Below are 16,358 nucleotides of genomic sequence, written 5' to 3' on the forward strand. Positions count from 1 at the left end.
AGTGTTTCCCCTCTGAATACCTTGGTTCTTATTTGCCCTGCAGAAAATTATCCAGCAGATCGTGTCCGTGTTCGGACAGGATCGATTCCGGGTGATACTGCACCCCCTGGACGTTCAGCTGGCGGTGGCGGACGCCCATGATCTCGTCCATCTCGCCGGCCGCATCCTGGGTCCAGGCCGTGATCTCCAGGCAGTCCGGCAAGGTCTCCCGGTCGATCACCAGGGAGTGGTAGCGGGTGGCGGTGTAGGGGTCGTTCAGGCCGTTGAAGATCCCCACATTGGCGTGATAGATGAGCGAGGTCTTGCCGTGCATCACCTCGCGGGCGTGGACGATGCGGCCGCCGAACGCCTGGCCGATCGCCTGGTGCCCCAGGCAGACCCCGAGGATGGGGATCTCTCCGGCAAAGCGCCGGATGGCGGCCACCGAGATACCTGCCTCGTTGGGCGTGCAGGGGCCGGGGGAGATGACAATATGCGCCGGTTGCAGCGCCGCGATCTCCTCGAGGGTGATGCCGTCGTTGCGGTAGACCCGCACCTCCGCGCCCAGTTCGCCGAAATATTGCACCAGGTTGTAGGTGAAGGAGTCGTAGTTGTCGATCATCAGCAGCATGACTGGCTAGGCTCCTTCACAGCTGTTGTTGTCCAGGCCGGCCTCGGCCAGCGTCACGGCACGGAACACCGCCCGCCCCTTGTTCATGGTCTCGTCCCACTCCAGCTGCGGCTGTGAGTCGGCCACCACCCCGGCCCCCGCCTGAATATGTAACTGACAGTCCTTGATCACCGCGGTACGGATAGCGATGGCGGTGTCCATGTTGCCGTTCCAGGAGAGGTAACCCACGGCCCCGGAGTAGATGCCGCGTTTCACCGGCTCCAGCTCGTCGATGATCTCCATGGCACGGATCTTGGGTGCCCCGCTGACGGTGCCGGCGGGGAAGGTGGCACGCAGCACGTCGATGGCGTCCATTCCCTCCTTCAGCTGGCCGGTGACATTGGAGACGATGTGCATCACATGGGAGTAGCGCTCCACGATCATCTTGTCGGTCAGCTTGACGCTGCCGGTCCTGGCCACCCGGCCGGCGTCGTTGCGCCCCAGGTCGATCAGCATCAGGTGTTCGGCCAGCTCCTTGGGGTCGGCTAACAGCTCCTGTTCCAGGGCCTGGTCCTCGGCGTCGGTGCGTCCCCGGGGACGGGTACCGGCGATGGGGCGTACCGTCACTTCGCCATCCTCCAGCCGAGTGAGGATCTCCGGTGAGGAGCCGACGATATGGAAATCCCCCAAGTTGTAGAAATACATGTAGGGGCTCGGGTTGAGCCCGCGCAGCGCCCGGTAGAGATCCAGGGGCCGGGCGTGGTAGGGGACGGTGAGGCGCTGGGAGATCACCGTCTGCATGCAGTCGCCGTCCAGGATGTAGGCCTTGATCCGCTCCACCGCCTGTTTGAATCCGCGCTCGGTAAATCCGGAGATGAAATCGGCCTCGTTGATCTGGCGACGCTGTCCGGGCGGTTGATCCGGCAGACACTCGCGCATCCGGCCGACCACGGTCCGCAGCCGTTTCCGGCCCGATTCGAAGGTCCCGCCCGTGGTCGGGTCCACGTGCACAATCACATAGAGCCGGCCGCGCAGGTTGTCGAATACCACCACCTCGTCGGAGACCAGCAGCAGGATGTCCGGGGTGCCGATGGTGTCCGGGTTCGGGCACTCGGCCAGCTTCGGTTCGATATAGCGGATGGTGTCATAGCCGAAGTAGCCCACCAGGCCGCCGGTGAAGCGGGGCAGGTCGGGATGACTCGCTACCCGGTAACGCTGCTGGAAGGAGTCGATGAACGCCAGCGGGTCTTCGACCTCGTGGGACTCCTCCACGCGGCCGTCGGTCTCGACCGTGATGGTATGTCCGGTCACCCGCAGCAGGGTACGGCAGGGCAGGCCGATGATGGAGTAGCGGCCCCACTTCTCGCCGCCCTGCACCGATTCCAGCAGGTAGGAGTTGGGGGCATCGGCCAGTTTCAGGTAGACGCTCAATGGGGTGTCCAGGTCGGCCAGCACCTCGCACATCAGCGGGATGCGGTTGTGGCCCTGGGCGGCCAGCTGTTCAAATTCTTCAGGTGTCATGTGCCTCTCCACACAAGCAAAACTTAAAGACAGGGATAGCGGGGCGCGGGCATCACCAACGCCATCGGGTTCCGGTCTTGTCTGTCGTGTGGTGGAGCATGCGGAAGGGCTTATAGCTGTTTAAGTTGTGAGGCTAAGATAATCGATTCCGGCGCAAGTATCCAGTTTGATCACGCCGCCTTGATTACGCCATCGGTAGCCCGGGTGATTCAAACAGCCCCTCCAGCTGTTCCAGGGAGTCGATCACCGCATCCGGCTCGGAGTCGCGGATATCCACGCCGTGATTGTAGCCGTAAGGGACGCAGACGATGGCGAAGCCGGCGGCGCGGGCCGCCCGCACGTCATTGGACGAGTCGCCGACCATCAGCGACTGGGCGGGGCTGACGCCGAAGTGTTCGGCGCTGTGCAGCAATGGCAGCGGGTCGGGTTTTTTTCGCGGCAGGCTGTCGCCGCTGGTGATCAGGCTGAAACAGTCGTGGATGCCCAGCGCTCGCAGCAGCGGCCGGGTGAACTGTTCGGCCTTGTTGGTGACGCAGGCCAGGGTATAGCCGGCTTGGCCGAGCCGCTCCAGTGCTGGCTTCACGCCGGGATAGAGTTGCGAGCGCTGGCCGTTGTACCGATGGTACAGAGTCATGAACAGGGGTAGCGCCTGACGGTAGAGGTCGGCATCCGGTTCGCCCTCCAGTTCACCGATCAGCGCCCGCTTGACCAGGCGTTCAACGCCGTTGCCGACCCACTCCCGGACCCGCGCCTCGCCCCAGGCCGGCCGCTCCAGCTGTGCCATCATGCCGTCGATGCAGCGCGCCAGGTCCGGCACGCTGTCCACCAGGGTGCCGTCCAGGTCGAACAGGATCAGCCGCGGCTTGTTCACCAGGCCCGCGCTCATGCCTTGGCCAGTTCCTCGCGCATCAGGCCGATGATGCTGTCATAGCGGTGCGGGTCGGAGGCCTCGGCGTGACCGAAGATGCCGGAACCGGCGACGAAGGTGTCGGCACCGGCGGCGGCGATCTCGCGGATGTTGTCAGTCTTGACCCCGCCGTCGATCTCCAGGCGGATATCCCGGCCCGAGGCATCGATCAGCTTGCGGCAGGCGCGCAGCTTCTCCAGTGCCGCCGGGATGAAGCTCTGGCCGCCGAATCCGGGGTTGACCGACATGATGAGGATCATGTCGATCTTGTCCAGCACATAGTCCAGGTGACTGAGCGGGGTGGCCGGGTTGAACACCAGGCCGGACTTGCAGCCGTGATCGCGGATCAGTTGCAGTGAACGGTCGACATGCTCGCTCGCCTCCGGGTGAAAGGTGATGTAGGTGGCGCCGGCCTTGGCGAAGTCGGGGATGATGCGGTCCACCGGCTTCACCATCATGTGCACGTCGATATCCGCGGTCACCCCGTGTTTGCGCAAGGCTTCACAGACCAGCGGGCCGATGGTCAGGTTGGGCACATAGTGGTTATCCATGACGTCGAAATGGACGATATCCGCGCCGGCCGCCAGCACACTGTCAACTTCCTCGCCCAGTCGGGCGAAGTCGGCCGAGAGGATGGATGGCGCTATTTTGTAATCGGTCATGGAGCTGCTCCCGTTCGGCCTTGGCGGCCTGTCGAATTGTGAATGGGGGCACTCTACCGCAAGCGTTGGAACATTTCATCTGTAAATTTCCTAAGATATTGATTGAGAAGCATTATTTATGGTTGCCATAAAAATACCTTAAGAACATGGTTGACCCGGATAGCGGCTACAATGGCACTATGCATGGTTAGCGGAACAATTTGTCGGAGGCGATATGCGGATTAACCTGATGGCGGCCGCCGGGCTGCTCTTTGCTGTGCAGATCTGGGCTGCCCCGCTCTGGGCATCGGACCTGGCGCGCGAGGGACGGATCGCGGCGGAGATCCAGGACGCGCTGCTGGTGGGCGAACCGCTGACGCTGCAGGCGCAGGGGGTGGAGTTTTTTGCCATCCAGGCGGCGGAGGAGACCGATTACATCCAGGGGGCGGCCATTATCCTGCACGGGCGGGGGGCGCATCCGGACTGGGTGGATGTGATCAACCCGCTGCGTTCCCGGTTGCCCGAATACGGCTGGAAGACCCTGTCGATCCAGTTGCCCATCGCCGCCTCGGACGCCTCCGGCTGGGTCTACCGGGAGCTGATCCCCGAGGCCTTCCCGCGCATCACGGCCGCGGTGGAGCACCTGAAGCGGCAGGGTGTGACCAATATCGTGCTGATCGGACACAGCCTGGGGGCGCGCATGGGGGTCGAATATCTGGCACAGGGCGCCCCGGCAGAGTTGCGGGCGTTTGTCGCCATTGGCCTGTCGGCGGACAACACTACCCCGGACAGCGGTACCCTGGGGGCGCTGAAAAAGCTGCGGCTGCCACTGCTCGACATCTATGGCAGTCGGGATATCGATGCTGTCCTGAACAGCGTGGCGGCCCGCTCGGCGGCATCGCGGCAGGCGAAAAATGGCGCTTATCGACAAAACCGGATTGACGGTGCCGACCACTTCTTCAACGGCCTGAACGACACCCTGGTCGCCGAGGTGCGTGCCTGGCTGGGGCGGGTGGCGCCGGGCGAGGAGCGGCGGAGCGTTCGTTAGAGCGTTAAGGGGTCAGAGCCCTTTTAGTGCGCGGCGCAGGGTATTCCGGTAAGAGGGTAAAACTAAAAGGGCTCTGACCCGAATGGCACTTACTTAAGGCGAATTGCAGGATATTCGTCATTCCGGCGCAGGCCGGAATCCAGGAATACCGCCACCATTAAGCAGTCTGGATCCCGGCCTGCGCCGGGATGACGGTGGTTCTTGGCTTAAGTCAGTGCCATTCGGATCTGACCCCTTAACGCTAAACAGGCCGGGAGCGAAATTATTGACGTTAACGTTAACGTGACTTAAGGTTGATCCGGCAGTGACTGGAGAGAACCGATGAGACAGTGTCGCCACAGTGATTCCCTGACCTTCGAACCGCGTAATCCGGACTACGTCCAACGGGTGCGGGAGGCGTTTGCCGGGCAGGCGATGCTGGCGTCGCTGGGCGTGGAACTGTGTCGGATCGAACCCGGGTTCTGTGAGTTGCAACTCCCCTACCGGGAGGATATCAGTCAGAACCACGGCTATTTCCATGGCGGAGCCATCGCCACCCTGGCCGATGTGTCCGGGGGATTTGCCGGCTGGAGCCTGCTGCCGGAGGGGATGTGGATAGTCACCGTGGAGTATAAGACCAATATTGTCGCGCCGGGCCGCGGCGAGCGTCTGATCGGCCGCGGTCGGGTGGTCCGCGCCGGTCGTTCGCTGACCACCACGGAGATCGAGGTTTTGGCCGTTGAACAGGGGCGCGAAACGCTCTGCGCCACCGCCCTGCAGACCTTGATGGCCGTACGGGCGCAGCCGGAGGGCGGCTGAGTCGACCGCCTGGGCGGCGCATTTGCCGAGCCGATCGGTTGCTGCGGCGCAGCGGATCGCCATTGGGATTTTATGGTTGAATCGGGAATTTGCCGGATTAGACGGCAGTTTATACCTTAATATGGACCGTATCGGCTTTGTTGCGCCGCAACACCCGAAGTTGTCCCGAATTTGCGAATAGGCTTGCAGATCGTACGCAGGCGGGCTAGAGTTTATTTGACTTTACCATGTTGTGTATCAGTACTTTAGCGTTTTTGGATAAACGTCTGATCTCGACCGGGAAGCGGGTGCGCCGCCGTCGTTGCCGAGGAGGATCGGCGCGGGGCATGCAGTAGAGCTGCACGTACCGAAATACATCAAACCGATGTCAACAATATCTCTCACAAGGGGAACACAGTACCATGAAGAAAATTCATGTAATCGCCTCCGCGGTCGCTCTGACCGCGGTCATGTCAAGCAACGCCTTTGCCGGCGCAACCCTCGATGGAGTCAAGAAGAAAGGGTTTGTGCAATGCGGCGTAAGTACTGGCCTACCCGGGTTCTCCAGTGCCGATGAAAAGGGCAACTGGTCGGGCCTGGATGTGGATGTCTGCCGCGCCGTGGCAGCAGCCGTGTTCGGCGATGCCGGTAAGGTCAAATATACACCCCTGACCGCCAAGGAGCGCTTCACAGCCCTGCAATCGGGTGAGATCGATATGCTCTCCCGTAACACCACCTGGACCCTGACCCGCGATTCGTCCCTGGGCCTCAATTTCGCCGGCGTCAACTACTACGACGGACAGGGCTTCATGGTCACCAAGACACTAGGCGTGAAGAGCGCGCTGGAACTGGATGGCGCCTCGTTCTGTATCCAGGCCGGCACCACGACCGAGCTCAACCTGGCCGATTATTTCCGCGCCAACGACATGTCCTATACGCCGGTCACCTTCGACTCCTCCGATGAGACGGTTAAGGCCTTCGACGCCGGCCGCTGTGACGCCCTCACCTCGGATCAATCCCAGCTCTACGCCCTGCGCATCAAGCTGGGCAATCCGGACGGCGCCGTGGTGCTACCGGAGGTGATCTCCAAAGAGCCGCTGGGTCCCGTCACCGCGCAGGGGGATGATGAGTGGTACAAGATCGTCCGCTGGTCGCTGTTTGCCATGCTCAATGCCGAGGAGCTGGGGATAAATTCCGGCAACGTCGACGAGTTGATGTCCAGCGCCGATCCCAACATCCGCCGTCTGCTGGGCAAGGAAGGCATCAAAGGGAGCGGGCTCGGTCTCCCCGACAGCTGGGCGACCGATATCATCAAGCAAGTCGGCAACTACGCCGAGGCGTTCGAACGCAACGTGGGCATGGGTAGCGCGCTGAAGATCGCCCGGGGCCAGAACGCCCTTTGGAACAAGGGCGGCCTGCAGTACGCTCCGCCGATCCGCTGATCATCGCGCCCCGGCGCGTGTAAGGGGCCACGAGGTGGTGATGCCGCCCCGTGGCTTATCGTCTTAACCCGGAGACTTCATGAATTTGTGCGGAGATCGCGCTGGATACTGTTTTCACTAAGGAGATTCCCGACCGCTTTGCCTGGAGCGTAACAACGCACGGCGTAGGCCGATTGAGGGGATATCTCTAGTGCAAGCAGGATACAAGCGAGATCAGCGCAAATTTGTGAGAGATTCGGGTCAACTGCCCTGAAGGATATTTTATGGCGGATGAACAACGGGGAGTGTCGGAACCGGCGAAGCCGGCGCTCTGGAGGAGGCCAGCAGTCCGGTCACTGTTTTTCCAGCTGCTGCTGATTGCCGGTATCGGTTTCTTCGGTTACACCATCTTTCAGAACACCCTCCACAACATGCAGCAGCGCGGCATCAGTACCGGCTTCGGCTTTCTCAACAGTGAGGCCGGGTTCGGCATCCTGATGACCCTGATCCCGTTCGACGAGACCTACACCTATGGCCGCACCTTCCTGGTGGGGCTGCTGAACACCCTGCTGGTCGCCAGTCTGGGCATCATCTTTGCCACCATCATCGGTTTCATCATGGGGGTATCGCGGCTCTCGCGAAACTGGATCATCTCGCGACTGGCCACGGTCTATATCGAGGTGTTCCGCAATATCCCGCTGCTGCTGCAGATCATGTTCTGGTATTTCGCCGTCCTCCGGCCGCTGCCCGGACCGCGCCAGAGTATGATCTTTAACGACACGCTGTTTCTCAATAATCGTGGGCTCTATATGCCCAGCCCGATCTATGAGCAGGGCTTCTGGCTGGTGGTCGTGGCGCTGCTGGTGGCCATTGTCGCCGCCGTCCTGGTGGCCCGCTGGGCGCACAAGCGACAGGAAGCAACGGGGCAGCCGTTCCATACGGTGTATGCCGCCATCGGCCTGGTGCTGGGCCTGCCCCTGCTCACCTTCCTGATGATGGGTTCGCCGTTGAGCTGGGACATGCCGGTGCTGCAGCGTTTCAATATGGGCGGCGGGATGGTGGTCATCCCGGAACTGGCGGCCCTGCTGGTGGCCTTGAGTATCTACACTGGGACGTTCATCGCCGAGGCGGTGCGCTCCGGCATCCTGGCGGTGAGCCACGGGCAGACCGAGGCGGCCCATGCGCTGGGCCTGCGCCCCGGCCCGACGCTGCGCCTGGTGATCATTCCCCAGGCGTTGCGGGTGATCATTCCCCAGCTGACCAGCCAGTACCTGAACCTGACCAAGAACTCCTCGCTGGCCACCGCCATCGGCTATCCGGATCTGGTCGCCGTGTTTGCCGGTACCACCCTGAACCAGACCGGCCAGGCGGTCGAGGTGATCGCCATGACCATGGCGGTCTACCTGGCGATCAGCCTCTCCATTTCGCTGTTCATGAACTGGTACAACAAACGCATCCAACTGGTGGAGAGGTAATCCATGAGCGTACATACCCCCCATCCCGATATGCCGCCGCCGATCCTGAATGTCGGCGTGCTCGGCTGGTTGAGGAGCAATCTGTTCTCCTCGCCCCTGCATTCGGCATTGAGCCTGTTCGCCATCTACCTGCTCTACCTGACGGTGCCACCGATGATCAGCTGGGTGTTTCTGGAGGCCACCTGGGTCGGTGACAGCCGCGAGGCCTGTGCCGGCGGCGGCGGTGCCTGCTGGGTGTTTGTGAAGGTGCGCATCAATCAATTCATGTACGGCTTCTTTCCCGAGTCCGAGTACTGGCGCATCAATCTGGCCTTCGGGCTGTTGATCGTGCTGGCGATACCGCTGTTCATCAAGCGGTTTCAATCCAAGGGCAAGCTGGCGATCTTCATCCTGGTGGTCTATCCGATCATCACCTTCCAGCTCTTCTCCGGGGGCAACTTCGGCCTCACCCATGTGGAGACCAGCCGCTGGGGCGGCCTCAGCCTGACCCTGATCCTGGCCGGTGTCGGCATTGTCGCCTCGCTGCCCCTGGGTATCGTGCTGGCGCTGGGGCGGCGCTCGAAGATGCCGATCGTCAAATCGGTCAGTGTGGTGTTCATCGAATTCTGGCGCGGAGTACCGCTGATCACCGTGCTGTTCATGTCCTCGGTGATGCTGCCGCTGTTCCTGCCCGAGGGGACCAATTTCGACAAGTTGTTGCGGGCCATGATCGGTATCGCCCTGTTCCAGTCGGCCTACATGGCCGAGGTGGTGCGGGGCGGTCTGGCCGCGATACCGAAGGGGCAGTACGAGGCGGCGGAGGCGCTCGGGCTCAGCTACTGGAAGAGCATGGGTCTGATCATCCTGCCCCAGGCGCTGAAGCTGGTGATCCCCGGTATCGTCAACACCTTCATCGCCCTGTTCAAGGACACCACCCTGGTGCTGATCATCGGCCTGTTCGATCTGCTGGCGATTATCCAGCAGGCATTCGCCGATCCGGACTGGCTGGGATACTCCATCGAGGGTTACGTGTTCGCCGCCAGCATCTTCTGGGTCTTCTGTTTCAGCATGTCACGCTACAGCATGTCCCTGGAAAAGAAACTGCATACCGGCCACGCCCGGTAATCATCAAAAAAGGCAAGAGTTGGAGACACAGTATGTCTGAGACCGACAACCCGGGCGGCATGCCGCACGCAACGAATAATGTGACCATCGAACTGCGCGGGGTGCATAAATGGTACGGCCAGTTTCATGTTCTGAAGGATATCAATCTGGCGGTGAACCGGGGCGAACGGATTGTGATCTGCGGGCCCTCCGGCTCCGGCAAGTCCACCATGATCCGCTGCATCAACCGGCTGGAAGAGCATCAGCAGGGGCAGATTATCGTTGACGGCACCGAGCTGACCGACGACGTGAAGCATATCGATCAGGTACGCAAGGAGGTGGGGATGGTGTTCCAGCACTTCAATCTGTTTCCGCACCTGACCGTGCTGGAGAACTGCTGCCTGGCTCCGATCTGGGTGCGCAAGCTGCCGCGCAAGGAGGCCGAGGCCGCCGCCATGCGTTACCTGGAGAAGGTGAAGATCCCGGAGCAAGCCAAGAAGTATCCGGGCCAGCTCTCCGGTGGTCAGCAGCAGCGTGTGGCGATCGCCCGCAGTCTGTGCATGAATCCGCATGTCATGCTGTTCGACGAACCCACCTCGGCGCTCGATCCGGAGATGATCAAGGAGGTGCTGGACACCATGATCGAGCTGGCCGAGAGCGGTATGACCATGCTCTGCGTGACTCACGAGATGGGCTTTGCCAAGACCGTGGCCAACCGGGTGATCTTCATGGATGCCGGTGAAATTATCGAGGAGAACGAACCCCACGAATTCTTCAACAATCCCCAGTCCGACCGCACCCAGTTGTTCCTCAGTCAGATCCTGCAGCATTGAGGAGGGGCGACGCCGCTCCTTCTGACTACGGTGGTTGTCGGTGGTGTAGGATGCCGGTGAGCTTGCGAACCGGATCATTCCCTGGACAAAGCCGCTCCCGGCCATTGCATCCTGGCCTCCGCGGCATAAGCTCGGTAGGGTGGGCACGCTTTTTGTGCCCACGCGGAAGGTGCGGTACGGGGCAAAAAGGTGGGCACAGACTACGTGCCCACCCTACGCGACTTACGTGATGGCTGGGTCAAGATCGGCCAACAAGGCAGGCCAATCACTTACAGGGCGGGTGAGTAGTTACCCCGGAACAAAAAAAGCCCGGCCAATGGCCGGGCTTGTCGTTCCGCTGGGCTCCTCAGTCGAACGGTGTGGGTTGCGGGGTCTTGTCGGTCGACGGCGGCAGGGCCGGCATCATGAATGACGGTTGATCGCCGGTCAGGGTCTTGAGGAAGGCGACCACCTTGGCGTTCTCTGTATCGGTGAACTTTTTACCCAACTGCAGCCGTCCCATCAGGTCCACCGCCTCGGTGAGGGTCTCGGCCTCGCCATCATGGAAGTAGGGATAGGTCATCTCAACGTTGCGCAAGGTGGGGACCTTGAATTTGAAGCGGTCCGCGTCCTTGCCGGTGACGCCGCTGAGGCCTTGTGCCGTACCTTTCGTTTGGTACGGTTCCACCACGCCCATCTTCTGGAACGAGGAGCCGCCGACCGCCGGGCCGTTGTGGCAGGCGGTACAACCGCTGTTCTTGAACAGGTGATAGCCGTCGATTTCATTGGCGGTCAGAGCATCCTGGTTGCCCAACAACCACTGGTCGAAGCGGGAATTGGGGGTCACCAGGGTCTTCTCGAATTCCGCAATGGCCTGGGTCACCCCGTCGATAGTGATCTTGTCGCTGCCGAACACCTGCTTGAATTCAATCACGTACTGGGGGATCGACTCCAGCACGTCGATCGCCAGGGTGTGGGTGGATGCCATCTCGCCCGGGTTGGCGATCGGGCCGCCGGCCTGGGCCTTCAGGTCCGCGGCGCGTCCGTCCCAGAACTGGGCGACGTTCATGCTCGAATTCAGCACCGTGGGGGCATTGATCGGCCCCTGTTGCCAGTTATGTCCGATAGAGGTCTTCAGATTATCGGTACCTCCCATGCTCAGGTTGTGGCAGGAGTTGCAGGAGATGAATCCCGACTTGGAGAGACGCGGGTCGAAGTAGAGTTTCTTGCCCAGCTCGACCTGGGCCATATTGATCTCCTTGACGGGAGCGATGGGGGAAATGGGCTCATTCGCCCAGCTGGCTGAAATTCCGGTAGCGGCAAAAACAGTGCATCCAAGCACAAGCTGAATAGTGTTGTTCACAATAAAACCCTCCAATTAACTACAGTTAAGTTATTTTTTAGAACCGTACTAATAATAAACTTAGTCTACGCATGGTTTATTGCTCCAGGTCAACTTTTCATCCGGTTTCCGTGTGCACGGCTATGCCGGGGGCCTGGATGGGAGGGTGCCGACTTGAATGTCACTAAGTTAAGGCAGGAATCCATAAATTCACCGCGGATGCGGATTCTGGATCCCGGCATGCGCCGGGATGATGGGGGCTCTGGGCTTAACTTAGTGCCATTCGGTGCCGACTGAATCAACGGATGGGCGGAAGGCGGCTCAATCACCCAGTTCCGCCAGCAAGCGGTCGATCATCGCCAGCGCCTGCTGGCCGTAACCGCCGCCGAACAGGTTCAGATGGTTGAGGATGTGGTAGAGGTTGTAGAGGGTTTTGCGGGTGCCATAGCCGGCGTCCAGGGGCCAGGCCTCGTTGTAGGCACGGTAAAAGTGCTCGGAGAACCCGCCGAACAGTTCGCTCATGGCCAGATCGCACTCGCGGTCGCCGTAATAGACGGCCGGATCGTAGATCACCGGCTGTCCGTCCAGGTCATAACCGAGATTGCCCGCCCAGAGGTCGCCGTGCAGCAGCGAGGCCGGGGGATTGTGGTCCAGCAGTGCGGGCAGCCGCGCCAGCAGGCGGGTGCCCGCTACCTGTAGCGCTCCCCCGTATCCCCGCCGCTCGGCCAGTGCCAGCTGGAAGCCCAGGCGCTGTCCGTGCCAGAACTCGACCCAGCTGTCGTTGGGCGTATTGGGCTGGGGAGTGGCGCCGATGTGGTTGCCCTGGTTCCAGCCGTAATGGGGGCCGGCCGCGCGATGCAGCGCGGCCAGCTGGCGGCCGGCCAGTGCCTGGTCCCCGGTGCTCTGCAGCGGGATATATTCCAGGACCAGATAGGCGTGATCCTCCCATTGCCCGCTGCAAACCACTTGCGGCGTGCGAAGCGTCGCGCTCGTGGCCAGGGCCTCCAGCCCGGCCGCCTCGGTTTCGAACATCTCCAGGCTGTCGGCCCGATTGAGTTTGACGAAGTAGGCACGGTCCCGGAGAGTGAGTTTGATGGCCTGGTTGATACAGCCGCCGCTCAGGGGCCGGGTGTCGAATTCAGCGGGCACTTCGCCGGTGATCCGCCGGGCGATGTGCGGCAGGACGGTGCCCCATGCCTTCATTCCGGGCGGCGGGTTGATGGATACCTGTCCAGGCGCCGGCGCAAGGGGCTGGAGCGGGGAAAATGGGCGCGCAGAAACTCCATCTGGTCCGCCAGCACATTGTGTCCCTGGAGATAGATATACTCGGCATGGGTGGGGATGAAGGGGATGGCCAGGAGCTGCATGTCGGCATCTTCCGGGGAGCGCCCCGCCTTGTGGTTGTTACAGCGGATGCAGGCGGTGACCACGTTGTTCCAGTGATCCGGTCCGCCCAGGCTCAGCGGGCGGACATGGTCCCGGGAGAGCTGTTTTTTGGGGAAATGCTCGCCGCAATAGAGGCAGATATGGCCATCCCGCTGAAACAGGGTCTGGTTGTTCAGTGGCGGGACATAGCCGGTGCGCATCTTCTCCAGCGCCCGGCTGTTGCCATGGGTGGCGATGATGGAGTTGACGTCGACATGGCTCTGGCGGTGGGTTCTGGCGTTGATGCCGCCATGCACCCGGTAGAGTACCCGGCCACAGGTATAGGCGATCTGGTCCAGAAAATGCAGGCGCACGGCGTCCCTGTAGTCGACCCACTCAAGTGGCATGCCGGCCAGATCGGTACGCAGTATCAGTTGGTGAAGCCCTGCCATGTCAAAAAACCCTGGTTACTGATCATTTAGTTAGCATAGTTCGGAAATCGTTGCAAATGGCCACGGCCCGGGGCTGCTTGGCCCGAATGGGCGCCGCCGCCGGGTCGATCGATGGGCGACTGCCGGGGTGTTGGCCGGGTACTTTTTCTCAGCGATCAGGTACGCTCCCGCGGCCGCTGGAAGCGGGTCGATAAGTGTAAAAAGTGGTTGACAAGGGAAAAACAAGCGATCCGTCTTCCCGCTGTTATGCACAGTTGCGGTGCAGCAAGTGGCGCGCCGGGCTGAACGGGCCGCTTTGTTTTATCAGTGAATGCTAAAGTTATGTAACCTATTGTTTATTAATTATTTGTTTCTGTTGGTGGTTTTTTTGTCAGATTAACAGAAATGTAATGATTTACGGGTCTTGCGGCCAGTTCCAACGGTTTTTCAACAGAGTTATCCACAGCTTCTGTGGATAAACACAATTATTTTTATGAAATAGGCAGTTAGCGGATTTTGTGCAGAATTTAGTTAGCCCAGATACCCGGTGAGCGTGGACGGCTAGTGTTAAATCGCCGGGAGTCAGGTAGCATTCCGCCATGCCTGAACAACAGATCCTGCGGGTGGCTGTGCCTGCCCCGCTGCACCACAGTTTTGACTATCTGCCGCCCGCCGAGGCTTCCGCCGAGCAGCTGCTCCCCGGGGTGCGGGTGCGTGTGCCGTTTGGTCGTGGAGAGCGTTGCGGCGTGCTGCTGGAGGTGGTTACCGCCGCGGATGCCGACGGGCGTCGCCTGAAGCGTGCCCACGCCCTGCTGGATGCTGCCCCCCTGTTTTCCGCCGCCGATCTGGCGCTGTTGTGCTGGGCGGCCCGCTACTACCAGCACCCGATCGGCGAAGTGGTCGCCAACGCACTGCCGCTGCGGCTGCGCAAGGGGGAACCACCGCTTCCGGTGCTGCAGCGGATCTGGTCACTGACCGCCCTGGGCGCGCGCCAGGATCCGCTCGCACTCGGGCGCGCCGCGAGGCAGGCCGAACTGTTGGCGCTGCTGCTGGAGTCCGGTGGCAGTCTGGGACAGGAGCAGATTCTTCAGGCCGGCGGGGGCGGCCGGCCGGCACTGCAGGCGCTGGAACGCAAGGGCTGGATCGCGCTGGATGAGCGCCTGCCCGCGGAGGTCAGGGCGGCACCGACCAGCCACCCGCCACTGCCACTCAATGCCGACCAGCAGCAGGCAGTCACGGCGGTCGACCTGGCGTGCTTCGGCAGCTATCTGCTGGACGGAGTGACCGGCAGCGGCAAGACCGAGGTCTACCTGGCGCTGGTGGAGCGGGCATTGGCGGCCGGCCGCCAGGCCCTGGTGCTGGTCCCCGAGATCGGTCTGACGCCGCAGTTGATCCGCCGCTTCGAGCGGCGCCTGGGGATGGGCCTGGCGGTGCTTCACTCCGGGCTGGCGGCCGGCGAGCGTGAGCGCGCCTGGCACCTGGCGCGGCTGGGGCAGGCGGCGGTGGTGCTGGGCACCCGCTCCGCCCTGTTGACGCCCCTGCCGCGGCTTGGCCTGATCGTGGTGGACGAGGAGCACGACCTCTCGTTCAAACAGCAGGATGGCTTCCGCTACTCCGCCCGCGACCTGGCGGTAATCCGCGCCCAGCGCAGCGGCTGTCCGGTGATGCTGGGTTCCGCCACCCCCTCGCTGGAGAGCCTGCACAATGCCCGTGCCGGTCGTTACCGGCACCTGCGGCTGCCGCAGCGGGCCGGCGAGGCACAGCCCGCACGCCTGGACCTGCTGGACATCCGCTCGGTGCGCCTGGAGGCGGGGCTGTCGCCGGTGTTGCTGCGCATGCTGCGGGAGACACTGGCGGCGGGCAACCAGGCGCTGCTGTTCATCAACCGGCGCGGCTACGCCCCGATCGTCACCTGCCACGCCTGCGGCTGGGTGGCCCAGTGTCGCCGCTGCGACGCGCGCTTGACCCTGCATGCCGCCAGCCGGCTGCTCTGGTGCCATCACTGCGGTTCGCAGCGGCGCCAGGAGCCCAAGTGCCCGGAGTGCGGCGATGCCGATCTGCGCACCCTGGGGCAGGGCACCGAGCGGGTCGAGGAGGTGCTGGCCGGCTATTTTCCCGAGGCGGGGATTGCCCGCATCGACCGCGACACCACGCGCCGCAAGGGGAGTCTCGACCGGCTGCTTGACGGGATCCGCCAGGGTAAGTACTCACTGCTGCTGGGGACCCAGATGCTGGCCAAGGGGCACCACTTCCCCGATGTGACCCTGGTGGGCATCCTGGACGTCGATCAGGGGCTGTTCGGGGCCGATTTCCGCGCCGCCGAGCGCATGGCTCAGCTGGTCGTGCAGGTGGCGGGCCGGGCCGGGCGTGCCGAGAAACCGGGGCGGGTGCTGATCCAGACCCGTCATCCCGACCATCCGCTGATGCAGCGGCTGGTCAGCCAAGGCTACGCCGCCTGTGCCACGGAACTGCTGGCGGAGCGCGAAGCGGCCGCTTTTCCGCCCTACAGTTATCAGGCGTTGCTGCGGGCGGAGGCGCCCCGGGAGGGAGCGCCCCGCGAGTTTCTGGAGGAGGCCGCCGCTCTGGCGGAGACGCTCGCCGCGGGGCGGGTCGAGCTCTGGGGGCCGGTGCCGGCGCCGATGGAGCGACGGGCCGGGCGTTACCGTGCCCACCTGCTGCTGCAGGCCGATCAGCGTGCCGAGCTGCAGCGGCTGCTGTGCGCCTGGGTGAGTCAGTTGGCAAAGCTCAAGTCGGCGCGGCGCGTGCGCTGGTCGATCGATATCGATCCCCAGGAGATGTTTTAGCCCGGATTTCTCGCCATCCGCGCGACTATTTTGGAATCGATACGGTTCGTTTCCCTCACCGCATCCTACAACCCGAACCCGTAGGGTGCCGGTGAGCGCAGCGAACCGCACCAACAGCTTGTAGAAAGGTGGGCTCGTTTTT

14 protein-coding genes are annotated in these 16,358 nt (G+C 62.3%); 7 read left to right on the forward strand and 7 right to left on the reverse strand.

Translation table 11 applies throughout. The features are described 5' to 3' along the window. Positions 1–28: 28 nt before the first annotated feature. From NPX02_RS13825 to rpe, 4 genes are all read right to left on the reverse strand, one after another. Positions 29–610, reverse strand: a complete 582-nt coding sequence (locus NPX02_RS13825) for an anthranilate synthase component II (protein ID WP_260294332.1) — start codon at positions 608–610, stop codon at positions 29–31. Between the two features lie 6 nt (positions 611–616). Then, positions 617–2,110, reverse strand: coding sequence for an anthranilate synthase component I (trpE, locus tag NPX02_RS13830; RefSeq protein WP_260294333.1), 1,494 nt, complete (start codon positions 2,108–2,110; stop codon positions 617–619). Between the two features lie 184 nt (positions 2,111–2,294). Beyond that, on the reverse strand, positions 2,295–2,996 hold the full coding sequence (locus NPX02_RS13835; protein WP_260294334.1) for a phosphoglycolate phosphatase: 702 nt from the start codon (positions 2,994–2,996) through the stop codon (positions 2,295–2,297). Continuing rightward, on the reverse strand, positions 2,993–3,679 hold the full coding sequence (gene rpe, locus NPX02_RS13840; protein WP_260294335.1) for a ribulose-phosphate 3-epimerase: 687 nt from the start codon (positions 3,677–3,679) through the stop codon (positions 2,993–2,995). Before rpe ends, NPX02_RS13835 begins: the two co-directional genes overlap by 4 nt. A gap of 214 nt (positions 3,680–3,893) precedes the next feature. On the opposite strand from rpe, the gene NPX02_RS13845 reads away from it, so the two are divergent. From NPX02_RS13845 to NPX02_RS13870, 6 genes are all read left to right on the forward strand, one after another. Next, positions 3,894–4,706, forward strand: coding sequence for an alpha/beta hydrolase family protein (locus tag NPX02_RS13845; protein ID WP_260294336.1), 813 nt, complete (start codon positions 3,894–3,896; stop codon positions 4,704–4,706). Positions 4,707–5,027: 321 nt separating this feature from the next. Continuing rightward, the gene (locus tag NPX02_RS13850) at positions 5,028–5,504 is read left to right on the forward strand and encodes a PaaI family thioesterase (protein ID WP_260294337.1); all 477 of its coding nucleotides are present in this window, start codon (positions 5,028–5,030) and stop codon (positions 5,502–5,504) included. 401 nt (positions 5,505–5,905) lie between these two features. Beyond that, the gene (locus NPX02_RS13855) at positions 5,906–6,925 is read left to right on the forward strand and encodes an amino acid ABC transporter substrate-binding protein (RefSeq protein WP_260294338.1); all 1,020 of its coding nucleotides are present in this window, start codon (positions 5,906–5,908) and stop codon (positions 6,923–6,925) included. Between the two features lie 263 nt (positions 6,926–7,188). Then, entirely contained in the window at positions 7,189–8,379 is a 1,191-nt protein-coding gene (locus NPX02_RS13860; RefSeq protein WP_260294340.1) for an amino acid ABC transporter permease, read from the forward strand. Positions 8,380–8,382: 3 nt separating this feature from the next. Further along, positions 8,383–9,483, forward strand: coding sequence for an amino acid ABC transporter permease (locus NPX02_RS13865; RefSeq protein ID WP_260294341.1), 1,101 nt, complete (start codon positions 8,383–8,385; stop codon positions 9,481–9,483). Positions 9,484–9,515: 32 nt separating this feature from the next. Further along, entirely contained in the window at positions 9,516–10,295 is a 780-nt protein-coding gene (locus NPX02_RS13870) for an amino acid ABC transporter ATP-binding protein (RefSeq protein WP_418067339.1), read from the forward strand. A gap of 346 nt (positions 10,296–10,641) precedes the next feature. On the opposite strand, the gene NPX02_RS13875 is transcribed toward NPX02_RS13870, so the two are convergent. The 3 genes from NPX02_RS13875 to NPX02_RS13885 all read right to left on the reverse strand — a co-directional run bounded on the left by NPX02_RS13875 (position 10,642) and on the right by NPX02_RS13885 (position 13,433). Beyond that, a complete protein-coding gene (locus NPX02_RS13875; RefSeq protein WP_335342571.1) occupies positions 10,642–11,523 on the reverse strand; it encodes a cytochrome-c peroxidase in 882 nt (293 codons plus the stop codon). Positions 11,524–11,937: 414 nt separating this feature from the next. Further along, positions 11,938–12,819 carry a fructosamine kinase family protein gene (locus NPX02_RS13880; RefSeq protein WP_260294342.1) on the reverse strand — a complete coding sequence of 294 codons (882 nt, stop codon included), beginning with the start codon at positions 12,817–12,819 and terminating at the stop codon, positions 11,938–11,940. Next, positions 12,816–13,433 carry an HNH endonuclease gene (locus NPX02_RS13885; protein WP_260294343.1) on the reverse strand — a complete coding sequence of 206 codons (618 nt, stop codon included), beginning with the start codon at positions 13,431–13,433 and terminating at the stop codon, positions 12,816–12,818. Before NPX02_RS13885 ends, NPX02_RS13880 begins: the two co-directional genes overlap by 4 nt. 578 nt (positions 13,434–14,011) lie before the next feature. Between NPX02_RS13885 and NPX02_RS13890 the strand changes: the two genes are divergently transcribed. Continuing rightward, positions 14,012–16,216: a primosomal protein N' gene (locus tag NPX02_RS13890; protein ID WP_260294344.1), complete on the forward strand. Its 2,205-nt coding sequence runs from the start codon at positions 14,012–14,014 to the stop codon at positions 16,214–16,216. Positions 16,217–16,358: the final 142 nt, after the last annotated feature.

Origin of the sequence: Sedimenticola hydrogenitrophicus (assembly GCF_025175675.1) — a bacterium.
GTDB classification, from domain to species: domain Bacteria; phylum Pseudomonadota; class Gammaproteobacteria; order Chromatiales; family Chromatiaceae; genus Sedimenticola; species Sedimenticola hydrogenitrophicus.